This is a genomic window from Mesorhizobium sp. P2_E9 (assembly GCF_056403815.1).
In genome coordinates this window covers 33,868-47,202 of the sequence record NZ_JBFUET010000007.1, presented here as the reverse complement: position 1 = coordinate 47,202, position 13,335 = coordinate 33,868, and the positions used below count along the sequence as shown (strand labels likewise).

Genomic DNA, 13,335 nt, shown 5'->3' with positions numbered 1-13,335 from the left:
GAACCAGAGGCCGAACCAAGACGGCCCATACCGGGAGTACCCTGACAATGACCTTCCTCAGCACCATCAAGGCGGCGGCGCTGTCCGCGGCGATGATCGTGTCGGTGGCCTTGCCCGCCGCCCACGCCGACGAACAATATTTCCCACTGCAAAGCTATCGCGTCGGACCCTACGCGGCCGGCGGCACCGGCTTCTTCGGCGGCTTCATCGATTACCTCAACCTCATCAACATCCGCGACGGCGGCGTCAACGGCGTCAAGCTGACCTGGGACGAGTGCGAGACCCAGTACGAGGTCGAGCGCGGCGTCGAATGCTATGAGCGGCAGAAGAGCCATGCCGCTGCTGCCGCCTGGAACCCGCTCTCGGTCGGCATCGCCTATGCCATGATCGACCGCATCTCCGCCGACAAGGTGCCGCTGATCACGGTCAACCACGGCCGCACCGACTCCACCGACGGGCGCGTTTTCCCTTACGTTTTCCCGCTGCTGCTCAACCCCTACAGCGAGACCTCGGGCATCGTGAATTACATCGCCTCGAAGGAAGGCGGCATCGACAAGCTCAAGGGCAAGAAGATCGTCGTGCTCTATCACGGCTCGCCCTATGGCAAGGAGACCATCCCGATCTATGAATTGCTGGCGCAGAAATACGGCTTCACCGTGCAGCAGATCGAAGTGCCGCATCCCGGCAACGAGCAGCAGTCGCAGTGGCTGACCATCCGCCGCGCCAAGCCGGACTTCGTCGTCCTGCGCGGCTGGGGCGTGATGAACCCGGTGGCGCTGAAGACTGCGGTTAAGGTCGGCTATCCCGTCGACCACATCGTCGGCAATGTCTGGTCGAACTCGGAAGAGGATGTCATCCCGGCCGGCGACGCCGCCAAGGGCTACACCGCCATCACCACCCAGGCTTCCGGCAACTCCTATCCGGTGGTGCAGGAGATCGTGAAGACCGTCTACGGCGCCGGCAAGGGCAACCTTGAAGACAAGTCGCGCATCGGCTCGGTCTACCACAATCTCGGCATCGTCAACGGCATCCTCAATGTCGAGGCGATCCGCGTCGCGCAGGAGAAGTTCGGTCATCGCACGCTGACCGGCGACGAGGTCCGCTGGGGCTTCGAACATCTCAAGCTTGATCTGGCCAAGGTCGAGGCGCTCGGCGCCAAGGACCTGTTCCACTCGATCAATGTCAGCTGGGACAATCACGAAGGCGAAGGCTACGTGACCTTCCAGCAGTGGGACGGCAAGAAGTGGAACGTCGTCTCCGACTGGATCGCGCCGGACTGGGCGCTGCTGCGGCCGATCATCGAGAAGTCCGCAGAGGCCTATGCCGCCGAGAAGGGCATCAAGCTGCGCACCGCCGACGATGCCAACGCCGTGACCACCAACTGATCAGTCAATGCCGGGCGCCGCGGATCGGTTTCCGCGGCGCCCGGCTTCTTACGGTTCCTCGAACCGCGAAAGAAGAGCCCATGCCGGACAATGACGTCATCCTTGCGGTGGACACGATCCATGCCACCTACAACCACGCCATCACGGCGCTGCATGGCGTCTCCTTCGAGATACGGCGCGGCGAGATCCTGGCGCTGCTCGGCGCCAACGGCGCCGGCAAGACCACCACGCTGAAGGCCGTCTCCAACCTGCTGCCGGCCGAGCGTGGCCAGGTCAACGCCGGCACCATCCGATATGATGGCTCGGATGTCTCGCGCCACAAGCCCGGTGACCTCGTGCGCGCCGGCCTGGTGCCGGTGCTCGAGGGCCGCCACTGCTTCAAGAGCCTCACCGTCGAGGAAAACCTAGTCGCCGGCGGCATCGGCCGCAGCGGCCGCCGGGCCGAGATCAATGCGGACCTCGAACGTATCTACGGCTATTTCCCGCGGCTCAGGGAAAAGCGCCGGACACTGTCCGGCCTGACCTCCGGCGGCGAACAGCAGATGACGGCGATCGGCCGGGCGCTGATGTCGCGGCCGCGCCTGCTGGTCCTCGACGAACCGTCAATGGGGTTGGCTCCGCTGATCGTCCAGGACATTTTCCAGACGCTGAGAAAACTCAACCGCGAGACCGGCCTGTCGATTCTGGTCGCCGAGCAGAATTCGGCGGTTGCTCTGCGATATGCCGACCACGCGACCGTGCTCGAAAACGGCGTCTCCGTTCTCTCCGGCGCGGCTGCCGATCTTCGCCAGCGCGAGGACGTGCGCGCCTTCTATCTCGGTCAATCGACCACCGGCCAACAGGGATCGGCGGCTGCCAAACCAGCCCATCTCCATGCCGTTGCCTGACATCAGATATCAAGGAGCAGTGAAATGACCGTCTCGACCGTCAAGACAGACCACGCTTCCGCCGCTGTGCCGCCGGTCGCAAGGCCGTCGGCGCCAGCTCACATCATCAGGGATGACGCCGAAGCGATTGCGGTCGCTCATGCGCTCGCCGCCGAATTCGTCAAGGATTCCTCCAAGCGCGACCGCGAGCGCATCTGGCCAGTCGCGGAGCTCGACGCCTTCTCGCAAAGCGGCCTGTGGTCGATCAATGTGCCCAACGCATTCGGCGGGCCGGAAGTGTCCTACGTGACGCTGGCCAAGGTGGTCGAGATCATCTCGGCTGCGGATTCCTCCATCGGCCAGATCGCCCAGAACCATCTCGGCGTCATCGCCGCGATCCGCACCGTGTCGGATGCGGACCAGCAGAAACTGCTGTTTGCCGAAGCGCTGAAGGGCACGCGGTTCGGCAATGCTTTCTCCGAGTTCGGTTCCAAGCGCGCCGCCGATTTCGAGACCCGTTTCACCGATGCCGGCGACCATGTCGTCGTCAACGGCCGCAAATTCTATTCCTCCGGCGCGCTGCTCGCCCATCTGGTGCCGATCGTGGCGCTCGATGACGAGGGCCGTGCCTGGTATGCGATCGCCGACCGTGGTGCGCCGGGCCTGACCGTCATCGACGACTGGTCGAGCTTCGGCCAGCGCACGACTTTGTCCGGTACCGTCATCATCGACAACGTCAAGGTGCCGAAGACGCATCTGGTGCCTGGCTACAAGGGCTATGACAAACCGACCGCCGACGGCGCCATCTTCCAGATCATCCAGGTGGCCGTGGACACCGGCATCGCCCAGGCGGCGATCGACGAAACGGTTCACTTCGTCAGGACCAGAAGCCGCGCCTGGATCGACAGCGGCGTCGACAATGCCTGGGACGATCCCTACACCATCCAGGCGGTCGGCGACCTGACGCTGCGCCTGCACGCCGCGCAGGCGCTGCTCGAAAAGGCAGGCTTGGCAATCGACAAGGCTGTGGCCGAGCCGACGGCGGAGACGGTGGCGCATGCGCAGATCGTCACCGCCGAGGCAAAAATCCTGTCGACAGAGATCGCCATCGCCGCGACCAACAAGCTGTTCGAGCTGGCCGGCACACGCTCGACGCTGGCCGAGCACAATCTCGACAGGCATTGGCGCAATGCCCGCACCCACACGCTGCACGATCCGGTACGCTGGAAGTACTCGATCCTCGGCAAATACTTCCTCAACGGCGAAAATCCGCCGCTGCACGCCTGGAGCTGATTTCCCACCGGCGGGCGGCCCGCCCTTCAAGATTTCGACCATCATGACCAAAGAGAGCCCAGTCACCATGTCAAACCCAACAGTCGTCGGCTTTTCCGGCAACATCACCCGGCCGTCGAAGACGCGAGCCTTCGTCGAACTGGTCACCAGGGACATCGCCGCCCGCCACGGCCTGTCGGCTGTTGCCTACGACATCGAGGATGTCGGCCCATCGCTGGGCACGGCACGGTGGGCGCGCGACCTCGACAGCCAGGCTCAACCGATCCTGGCCCAGATCTTCGCCGCGGATGTGCTGGTGGTCGGTTCGCCGACCTACAAGGGCAGCTACACCGGCCTGTTCAAGCACTTCTTCGACCTGATCGATCCGGCCGCGTTGCGGGGCAAGCCCATCCTGCTCACCGCGACCGGCGGCGGCGAGCGTCATGCCTTGATCGTCGAACACCAGCTGCGGCCGCTGTTCGGGTTCTTCGAGGCCTTCACGCTGCCGACCGCCGTCTACGCCACCGACAAGGATTTCACCGACGGCGTGCTGCGCTCCGAGGCGATCCTGAAGCGCGCGGCGCAGGCGGTGGACGAGGTCGGCTTCGTGCTGGCCAATCGCTCGTCGGGCAGGGTCGCCGCCGAGTAGCAGCCGAAAACGGATTTCACGGATCGAAATCCGCCCGGGCGGCACCCTCGCTTACGTGCAATTTACGACCGCCCGCTTAAAACGTTCCTGTCTGATTCGTCCGGGACAGGAACACGATGAGCAAAGCCCTCACGACCTTCGCACTCGTCGCTGTGCTGACCGCCTTGCTCATGGCGCTGAGCCTTGCTGTAGCCAGGCACGGCTATCCCTATGGCGCGATCGGCGTCAGGCGCCTCGACGGCATTGCCGACGCCGGAACCTTCATTCCGCTTGCGGCGGTCTTTTTCTTCAGCGCGCTGCTGATGATGATCCTGCCGATCCGCGCGGCCAGCATCGTGCTGACCCATGCCGCCGACGCGATCTTCTGGACGGTGATCGTGCTGTTTGCCACCATTGTCGGCGGCCTTCTGGCGCGGTGGGCCTTCGGTCAGGGCAGCGCGTTGTTCGCGTTGCTGAACTGGCGGTTCCTGTTTGCCGTGGCGGTGGTCGGTTGCCACTTCGTCATGAACGAATTGCGCCGCAACGTGTTGTTGCGCAGCCTGTTCTTTGTAATCTTCGCCGCCGCGACACTGGCCTGCCTGTTCTGGTCCTTCACGCTCTGAGCGCGCCGGCTAGACTTTTTGTTTAACGCAATTCCGGACGGAAAACCGTTTACACTTGTCCTGGAATTGCACTAGTTTCCGGCCGCGATGTGACCGGCAGCCTGCTCCATCCACATCCAGAGATAGGCTGCCAGGCCGCGGTCGACATGGACGCGCAGCCTGTCTTTATGACGATAGACGATGGCACTGATGCCGGCGAAGGAAAGTGCCGCACTAGCGCTTGGCTGCCTGGGATCGAGCGTCGTTCCACGCGCGATAAGAGCATCGAGCGCGGGGCCTTCGACCTCGAACACCTGCAGCCCGGCGCTGATCTCCGTCACCGCAAAACCCTCCGCGTGCCAACCCGTAGCGATGACGAGGGGAGTGTTCGACACGATGAGCAGCCGGTCACGCGCCAGCCGCGCCGCATAGCGGTCGCCCTGCGCCGCGCCAAAAGCGCCTACGCCGTCGCCGTGCATGCCCGATGTCTTCGCCCACGCGTCGAGGCTACCACTGACCAACATCTGGCTGAGGCTAGGGACGACACGCAACGCGAGGCCTGATGTCGTGATATTGGCAGCCTGCCAATCCGGTGCGACAGACCATTTTTCCGCGAGATCACGCATGCAGCCGGTCTCCTGCCGGGTCGAAGGCGCAAGGCGCGGCAATCGTCGCCTTGCTGACCTTGCCGAGATGCTGGATTTCGATCGTCTCGCCGTGGCGCGAAGCACCACGCTCGATCAGGCCAAGCGCCACCGGCCGGCCAAGCGTCGGGCTCTGGTAGCTCGACGTGACAAAGCCCTGGCTGTGCAGCCTGCCATCGACCCGTCGGATGCCGTGCGCGCCCGTTGGCAAGGGTGCTTCGCCCTGCGGCACCGTCAGCCCGACAAGCTGCATGCGGTTGTTTCGCGAAGCCTCCTCGGTAAACAGCGAACGGCGGCCGACATATTCGGTCTGGCGTTTGGTGCGGGGTCCGTCGCTGCCGAGATCATGCGGCAGCGTGGTGCCGTCTGTGTCCTTGCCGATGACGATAAAGCCTTTCTCGGCACGCAGGATCATCAGCGCTTCGAGGCCGATGACAACGGCATCAAGCGCCTGGCCGGCCTGGCGCAGATGCGCCCACAACGGCTCGGCGCGATCGGCGCGAATGGAGATTTCATAACTCCTGTCGCCGGTGAAGCTGACGCGGGCGATGCGGACCCCGTCACCGCCATAGCTGCCGTGGCCGATCGCCATATGCGGCAGGTCGGCATCGTCGAGCGAGAGGCCAAGATCGACTGTTTCGAGCAGCTTCCGGGCATTCGGTCCGGAGACAGTCAGCGTCGCCATGTCCGCTGTGGCGTTGTGGATATAGACCGCGTCGCGGCCAAAGCGGTCCTGGCGCCATTCCTCCAGCCGCGCGTGCACCGCGGCGACATGCGAGGATGAGCACGAGACGACGAAGCGATGCTCGTCCAGCCGCACCAGCACGCCGTCATCGAAGACCACGCCGTTCTCCGACAGCATGAAGCCGTAGCGGCAGCGGCCCGGCTTCAGCGTCGACATGGTGTTGTAGTAGAGGAAATCGACGAACGCGGCCGCCTTCGGGCCCACCACCTCGATCTTGCCGAGCGTCGAACCGTCGAACAGCGCCACCGACTGGCGCGCGCGCAACGCCTCGTCCTGGATGGCGCGATCCGCATCGGCGTCGCGACCGCCATAGTGGGCAGGCCGCAGCCAGCCGCCATATTCCTGGAACACCGCGCCGCTGGCACGGTGGATAGTCTCCAGCGGCAGCCGCCGCACAGGCGCCATCAATTCGCCGACGCGCGTGCCGGCAAAGCTTGCCAGCGGCACCGGCGTGAACGGCGGGCGATAAGTGGTGGTGCCGACCTCCGGCACGGTGCGGCCGGTAATCCCGGCCATCAGCGCCAGGCCCGGCAGGTTGGAGGTCTTGCCCTGGTCAGTCGCCATGCCGAGCGTGGTGTAGCGCTTGAGATGCTCGACCGAGACGAAGTTCTCGCGCGCTGCCAGCTCGACGTCCTTCACGGTCACATCGTTCTGGTAGTCGATCCAGATGCGCCCTTTCGAGCCGGGCACTGGCCACGCCGCTGTTATGCCGCTCGTTGCCTCCGGCCCGGTGCTGCGCGGCATCGCCGCTTTCGTTTGACCAATAGATGCAACGGCGTTGCCGGCACCTGCGAACACCTCCGACAAGGAAACCGCACCGCCTGCGGCGCCAGCAACAGCAATGCCATCGACCGGATCGCCCGGCAGGAAGGCGGCGCGTGCCTCGCTCCAGGCGAGTTTGCCCTTGGCTTGGCCGAAGAGGTGGATGGTCGATGTCCAACCGCCCGAGACCAGCACGCAATCGGCATCGAGCCTGGTGCCGTCGTCCAGCGTCACGCCCTCGACGCGCAGTTTGCCGCTGGCGGACGCGAGAGCACGCCCGTTGATCAACCGCACCTTGGCTGGCGTGGTCGGCATGCCGTCGCGCCTGATGTCGACAAGCTTGACGTCGGCGCCCGCCTCGGCCAGCGCTGCGGCTGCTTCATAGGCGCTGTCATTGTTGGTGGCGACGACGATGCGCCGGCCGACCAGCACCGCATGGCGCCTGAGATAGGCAAGTGCGGCATCCGCCGACAGGATGCCGGGCAGGTCATTGTTGGCGAAGGGCAGCGGCCGCTCGATGGCGCCGGTCGCCAGCACGATATGGCGTGGCCTGACCCGCCACAGCGTGTCGCGCCGGCCATCGAAATGACGCTGGTTCAGCCCGACCAGATTGTGGTCGTAGATGCCGAAGGCGGTGGTCGAGGGCAGGATCAGGTGACCGCCCGTGCTAAGCTCCGCAACCGTCTCCTCTATCCAGACGGCCGCCGGCTTGCCGTCGATCTCGCTGGCGCGGTGGCCGAGCGATCCGCCCGGTTTCTGTTGGTCGTCGACCAGGGTGACGGACAGACCCGCGCTAGCCGCCAACCTTGCCGCCGCCAGTCCAGCCGGCCCGGCTCCAATCACCAGCACATCGCAATGATGGTTGATCTGGTCTGATGTGCCCGACGAGGTCCAATTCGCATCGACCTTGCCCAGTCCCGCCATGGCGCGGATGCGTTGCTCGAACATGTGCCAGTCCGGCCACATGAAGGTCTTGTAGTAGAAGGCGGCTGGAATGAAGCGCGCAAAACGGTCGAGGAAGGCGTTGCGGTCGGCCAGCGCATTGGGCGTCGCATTGACGCTTTTCGCCACCAGCCCGTCGCGTGCCGGCTCGGTCGTGGCGCGCGTGTTCGGCGTCGCCTGGGGGCCGCCGACATCGACCAGCGCATTCGGCTCTTCGACGCCGGCGCCCCAGATGCCACGCGGCCGGTGATATTTGAAACTGCGGCCGACGACCGCGATGTCATTGGCCAGCAGCGCCGAGGCGATGGTGTCACCGGCAAAGCCGTCCACGGTCGCGCCGTCGAAACTGAAGCGGATCGGCCGCGAGCGGTCGATGGTGCTGCCGCCTGTGGTGAGACGCGAGGCGGTCACGCCGCGTGCTCCCCGCCAAGGGCTGCCGAGGACAGCACCTTGTGGGTGACGGTGTCACGCTCCATGACGAAGAACTCGCCGCAGTTCATGTGCACCCAGATTTCGCGCGCCGTGCCCTTCTGATTGCCGCGCAGGTAGAGATATCCGGCCCAGCGCTCGATCGGAACATCGACGCCATCCGGCCTGGCATTGCCGGCATCGCCGCCATAGTGGAATTCGGTCTCGTCGCGTGGGCCGCAGAACGGACAAGGGAAAAGCTGCATCAGAAACCTCAGTGCGCGATGCCGGAGCCGGCCGCTTCGTCGATCAGTCGCCCGCTGGCAAAGCGATCCAAATCGAAGGGACGGCTGATGTCGTTGTGCTTGCCGGTCGCCAGCAGGTTTGCCAGCAGCGTGCCGCCGGCGGGAATGGCCTTGAAGCCACCTGTGCCCCAGCCGCAGTTGAGGAACAAATTGGGCAATGGCGAGGGACCGATGATCGGCGAGGAGTCCGGCACGACGTCGACAATGCCGGCCCACTGCCGCATCAGCTTCAGCTGGCCGAAGATCGGGAACATTTCCAACAGGCCGGCGATCACGGCCTCCAGCGTCGGCAAATTGCCGCGCTGCGCGTATGAAGGAATACGGTCCAACCCCCCGCCAATGACGATCTCGCCCTTGTCCGACTGGCTGACATAGACGCCGCAGCCCGGCGACAGCACCACCGTATCGAGGATCGGTTTGACCGGCTCTGACACGCAGGCCTGCAGCGCATAGGAATTGATCGGCAGCCCGAATCCGGCCTTGGCCGCCAGCACCGAGGAATGCCCGGCCACCGCCATGCCGATGCGGTCCGCGCGGATGGCGCCACGGCTCGTCTGGACGCCACGGCAGCGGCCGCCCTCGACGATGAAATCGGTGATCTCGCAATTCTGGATGATGTCGACGCCGAGCCGGCTCGCCGCCCGCGCATAACCCCAGGCGACCGCGTCATGGCGCGCCGTGCCGGCGCGGCCCTGCCAGATGCCGCCGAACACCGGGAAACGCGCATCCGGGGAGAAATTGTAAATCGGCGCCACGCGGCGCACATCCTCGGGTGAAAACAGCTCAGCATCGATGCCGTTGATCTGCATGGCATTGACGGTGCGCGCGCCGATCTCCATTTCGGCGGTCGAGTGGCAAAGATTGACCATGCCGCGCTGCGACAGCATGACGTTGTAGTTCAACTCTTTCGAAAGCCCCTCGTAGAGCCGGTGCGCCAGCCCATAGAGCTCGACGCTTTCCGGGTAGTAGTAGTTGGAGCGCACCACGGTGGTGTTGCGGCCGGTGTTGCCGCCGCCGATCCAGCCTTTTTCCAGCACGGCCACTCTGGCGATGCCGTGGTTCTTCGCCAGGTAATAGGCCGTGGCCAGCCCGTGGCCGCCGCCGCCGATGACGATCGCGTCGTAAGACGGCTTCGGCTCGGGCGAGCGCCAGGCCTGCTTCCAGCCGGCCTGGCCAGCCAGGCCCTCCTTGAACAGTGACAGGGCGGAATAGCGTCTGGTCATGGTGTGCCGGACAGGCCTGTTTCTGGGGAGCAAGCGTGGATCATGGCATGGTCTTCCGCAGGGATGGCAGCGGTTCTTTCGGTCATGCCCGCATCGCCTTGCCCAGTGGATCGTAGGGCGACGAAGCGATGACGCGCGCACCTCTTTCGACGCCGACGATGTGGGTTGTCAACTCGGTATCGATACTGGCCGCATCACGATCGACCAGCGCCATGGCGAGGCTCTTGCGGACCGTGTGGCCATAGCCGCCAGAGGTGACGAAGCCGGCAAGCTTGCCCTTGCTCCAGACCGGCTCGTAGCCGCTGGCGTCGGCATCCCCGGCGTCGATTTCGAGCGTCACCAGCGTTCGCCTGGCATCGGCCTTCTGCTCTTTCAGCGCCGCCTCACGGCCGATGAAGTCACCCTTGTCGAAAGCAATCCAGCGGTCCATGCCGGTTTCACCAGGCGTGTAGTCCTGCGTGAACTCGCGCGACCAGATGCCAAAACTCTTTTCGAGCCGCAGCGAATTGACGGCGCCGAAGCCGTATTCGGTGATGCCAAGGTCGCTGCCTGCCGAAAGCAGCGCGCGGCGCAGCCCAGCATGCTCGTTGGCCTGGCAATGGATCTCGTAGCCGAGCTCGCCGATGACCGACAGCCGCCCGACCTTGGCCCGCACCAGGCCGACATCCAGCGTCTTGCAGGCGAGGAAGCCGAAGGCCTGGTGCGAGATATCCTGATGCGTCAGTCGTTCGAGCAGATGGCGCGCATTGGGGCCGGCCAGCGAAAAGCCGACGATCGCGTCGGAAATGTCGCGCACGGTGACGCCGTCGGCGAGATGCTGTTCGAACCAGCGCATGTGCCATTGCCGCAGATAGTACGAACCCATGATCCACCAGGTGCCGTCGCCCCAGTTGAAAACGGTGAGGTCGCCCTTGAGCTTGCCGTTCTCGCCCAGCATCGGCGCGAGTTTCGCGCGACCGGGCTTCGGCAGCGCACAGGCGAGCAACCGGTCGAGCCAGGCTTCCGCTTGCGGCCCGGCGGCCTCGTAGCGCGAGAAGGCGGTGATATCGAGCAGACCGACGCCTTCGCGCACCTCGCGGCATTCCCGGGCGACGATGTCGATGGCGTTGGAGCGCTTCAGTGTCGGCGTTTCGACAAAGCCCTGCGGCGCGAAATAAAGCGGCACTTCCATGCCCCAGGAATTGCCCCAGCGCGCGCCGGCGGCATCCATGGCGTCATGCGCGCCGGCCGTCTTCAAGGGCCGTCCCGCCGCCAATTGCTCGTTGGGATAGCTCATGACGAAGCGGCGCGAATAGAACTGCCCGGTCGTTTGCTTGATGTATTCGCGGTTGGAGGCGAAATCGCCGTAGCGGGCGATGTCCATGCCGTAGACGTCCGCTTCCGGCTCGCCATGGATCATCCATTCGGCCAGCGACTTGCCGACACCGCCGCCTTGCAGGAAGCCGGCCATGACGCCGCAGGCCACCCAGTAATTGGGAACGCCGCGCACCGGGCCGACCAGCGGATTGCCGTCCGGCGAGAAGGTGAAGGCGCCGTTCACCCAGCGCTTGATGCCGGCCGTCTCCAGGCAGGGGTAACGGCTGAAGCCGAGCGCAAGTTCGTTGGCGATGCGGTCGGTGTCCTCCTGGATCAGCTCGATGCCGTAGTTCCACGGCGCACCGTCCATGTTCCAGTGCTTGTGATTGATTTCGTAGATGCCGAGCAGCAGGCCCTTCTGCTCCTGGCGCATATAGGTGAAGCCTTCGAGGTCGACGATCAGCGGCAGTTCCCGGTCGAGCGCCTGGATTTCGGGCAGAGCCTCGGTGACGAGGTAGTGATGCTCCATCGGCGACACCGGCAGGTCGATGCCGGCCATCCGGCCGACCTGCTTGGCCCACAACCCGCCGGCATTGACGACATGCTCGGCAATGACCGTGCCTTTCTCGGTGACCACGTCCCAGCTGCCGTCGGCGCGGCGGTTGAGCTCCAGCACGCGGTTGTGCTCGATGATATCGGCGCCGCGTTTCCTCGCCGCCTTGGCATAGGCGTGCACGACGCCCGACGGATCGATATGGCCCTCGCGCGCGGCATAGAGGCCGCCCAGCATGCCGTCGGTGTTGAGGATCGGGCAGCGCTGCTTGATTTCGTCGACGCCGACCAGATGGACATCGTCGATGCCCATGGTCTGGAAGATGCGATAGGAAGCCTTCAGCCATTCCCAGCGCTCCGGTGCCGAGGCGACCGAGATGCCACCGGTCATATGCATGCCGATATTCTGGCCCGATTCTGTCTCGACCTCCGACAGCAGGTCGATCGTATAGGCCTGCAGCGCGGCGATGTTGGGGTCGGCGTTCAGCGCATGGAAGCCGCCGGCCGCATGCCAGCTCGACCCCGCGGTCAGCACCTCGCGTTCGATCAGCGCGACGTCGCTCCAGCCGAATTTCGCCAGGTGATAGAGCACCGAGGCCCCAACCACGCCGCCGCCGATAACGATCGCCCTGTATTGCGATTTCATCCTGTCGCACTCCGTCAGGTCATGACGGCGCACCCTAACGGCATTGTACATATGTGTCTAGTGCGTTGCAGAGTCGACCAAGAGCAGGCTGGCGTGCTGGTCAAGGGAGGGGCGCCCTAGGTATGTCGTCAGGAAGCTGTCGGGCCAGGCGGCCGATGGCCGCGTCTATCGCTTGCCGGAAAGCGTCTTCTCGACATAGCGGGCGAAGTCCTCGACATCTTCCGCCGGAGGCTCCTGGCCGGTGAAGCTGCGCAGATAGGAGGCGACCTGAGCCAGGCGGGTGCTCATCGGCTCGTTGAGTTCGAGCGAGTAATAGCCGATCTGCATGAAATAGAGCACGCGCGCCCGCACGAACGCATCTTCTTCCTCATAGCCATGGCGCATGTACATGTCGCGTATGGCATTGACGCGCTCCTCGTCGGCCTCGTCGAGTGCACGCCGGATTGCGGGCGAGCGACGGGCCCAGGCCCTGATCGCGAAGTCCAGCCGGGGATCGAACAGCCTCTCGTCGACCCAGCATTCGAAAATGCTCATCACGCCCCGAATGACCGTGGCGGACGGCCGCGAGGCGCGTTCGACGATGAACCTGGTGTTGGTTTGCCGCCAATAGTCCAGCAACTGGTCGAGCAGATCCTGGCGGCTCTTGAAATACCAGTAGAAGCTGGAGCGCGAGACGTCGAGCTGCTGGCCAAGCGTCAGCACGCGGACGCGTTCGACACCATCCGAGATCAGTGTTTCAAGCGCCAGCTTCAGCCAGTCTTCGCGAGTGGCTTTGATGTTCCCGGTGGTGCCGGCACGCTGAATCGTCGTTTCTAGTGCTGCCATCGCCACGACGCATGACACGCCGCATCAGGCAAATCAAGGCTGTGTACATGTCTGTACAGGGCAATTCGTTTGGGCCTGGATTGCGCCCCGTGGAAATTAGCCGGGTTGCTATCGATGGGGCGCTGGCGCCACCGCACGATCGGCGTAACGGCAGGCCTGGGGATTTTTGTCGCGGCTACTCGGTCAGTGCGTGCTTTCCCGCAAGGCATTTGTCTGGCAAATACCAATTCAGAC

Annotated in this window: 11 protein-coding genes; 5 read left to right on the top strand and 6 right to left on the bottom strand. The window is 64.5% G+C overall.

Going from position 1 to position 13,335, the window contains the following annotated elements:
• Positions 1-47: 47 nt before the first annotated feature.
• From AC1D05_RS13740 to AC1D05_RS13720, 5 genes are all read left to right on the top strand, one after another.
• Positions 48-1,385, top strand: a complete 1,338-nt coding sequence (locus AC1D05_RS13740; RefSeq protein ID WP_477441230.1) for an ABC transporter substrate-binding protein — start codon at positions 48-50, stop codon at positions 1,383-1,385.
• 80 nt (positions 1,386-1,465) lie between these two features.
• A complete protein-coding gene (locus tag AC1D05_RS13735; RefSeq protein WP_477441229.1) occupies positions 1,466-2,272 on the top strand; it encodes an ABC transporter ATP-binding protein in 807 nt (268 codons plus the stop codon).
• 24 nt (positions 2,273-2,296) lie between these two features.
• On the top strand, positions 2,297-3,544 hold the full coding sequence (locus AC1D05_RS13730; protein ID WP_477441228.1) for an SfnB family sulfur acquisition oxidoreductase: 1,248 nt from the start codon (positions 2,297-2,299) through the stop codon (positions 3,542-3,544).
• A gap of 67 nt (positions 3,545-3,611) precedes the next feature.
• Complete coding sequence (msuE, locus tag AC1D05_RS13725; protein WP_477441227.1) at positions 3,612-4,172, top strand: FMN reductase; 561 nt, start codon at positions 3,612-3,614, stop codon at positions 4,170-4,172.
• 116 nt (positions 4,173-4,288) lie between these two features.
• The gene (locus tag AC1D05_RS13720) at positions 4,289-4,774 is read left to right on the top strand and encodes a hypothetical protein (protein ID WP_477441226.1); all 486 of its coding nucleotides are present in this window, start codon (positions 4,289-4,291) and stop codon (positions 4,772-4,774) included.
• A gap of 71 nt (positions 4,775-4,845) precedes the next feature.
• Here the strand turns inward: AC1D05_RS13720 and AC1D05_RS13715 are convergent, their stop codons facing one another.
• The 6 genes from AC1D05_RS13715 to AC1D05_RS13690 all read right to left on the bottom strand — a co-directional run bounded on the left by AC1D05_RS13715 (position 4,846) and on the right by AC1D05_RS13690 (position 13,101).
• Complete coding sequence (locus AC1D05_RS13715) at positions 4,846-5,379, bottom strand: hypothetical protein (RefSeq protein WP_477441225.1); 534 nt, start codon at positions 5,377-5,379, stop codon at positions 4,846-4,848.
• Positions 5,372-8,257: a sarcosine oxidase subunit alpha family protein gene (locus AC1D05_RS13710; RefSeq protein ID WP_477441224.1), complete on the bottom strand. Its 2,886-nt coding sequence runs from the start codon at positions 8,255-8,257 to the stop codon at positions 5,372-5,374. The genes AC1D05_RS13715 and AC1D05_RS13710 overlap by 8 nt, the downstream gene beginning before the upstream one ends.
• Positions 8,254-8,520, bottom strand: coding sequence for a sarcosine oxidase subunit delta (locus tag AC1D05_RS13705; protein WP_477441223.1), 267 nt, complete (start codon positions 8,518-8,520; stop codon positions 8,254-8,256). The genes AC1D05_RS13710 and AC1D05_RS13705 overlap by 4 nt, the downstream gene beginning before the upstream one ends.
• 8 nt (positions 8,521-8,528) lie before the next feature.
• Positions 8,529-9,782 (bottom strand): sarcosine oxidase subunit beta, encoded by a 1,254-nt coding sequence (locus AC1D05_RS13700; RefSeq protein ID WP_477441222.1) that lies wholly within the window; start codon positions 9,780-9,782, stop codon positions 8,529-8,531.
• A gap of 82 nt (positions 9,783-9,864) precedes the next feature.
• Positions 9,865-12,276 (bottom strand): GcvT family protein, encoded by a 2,412-nt coding sequence (locus AC1D05_RS13695; RefSeq protein ID WP_477441221.1) that lies wholly within the window; start codon positions 12,274-12,276, stop codon positions 9,865-9,867.
• 165 nt (positions 12,277-12,441) lie between these two features.
• Positions 12,442-13,101 carry a TetR/AcrR family transcriptional regulator gene (locus tag AC1D05_RS13690; RefSeq protein ID WP_477441220.1) on the bottom strand — a complete coding sequence of 220 codons (660 nt, stop codon included), beginning with the start codon at positions 13,099-13,101 and terminating at the stop codon, positions 12,442-12,444.
• Positions 13,102-13,335: the final 234 nt, after the last annotated feature.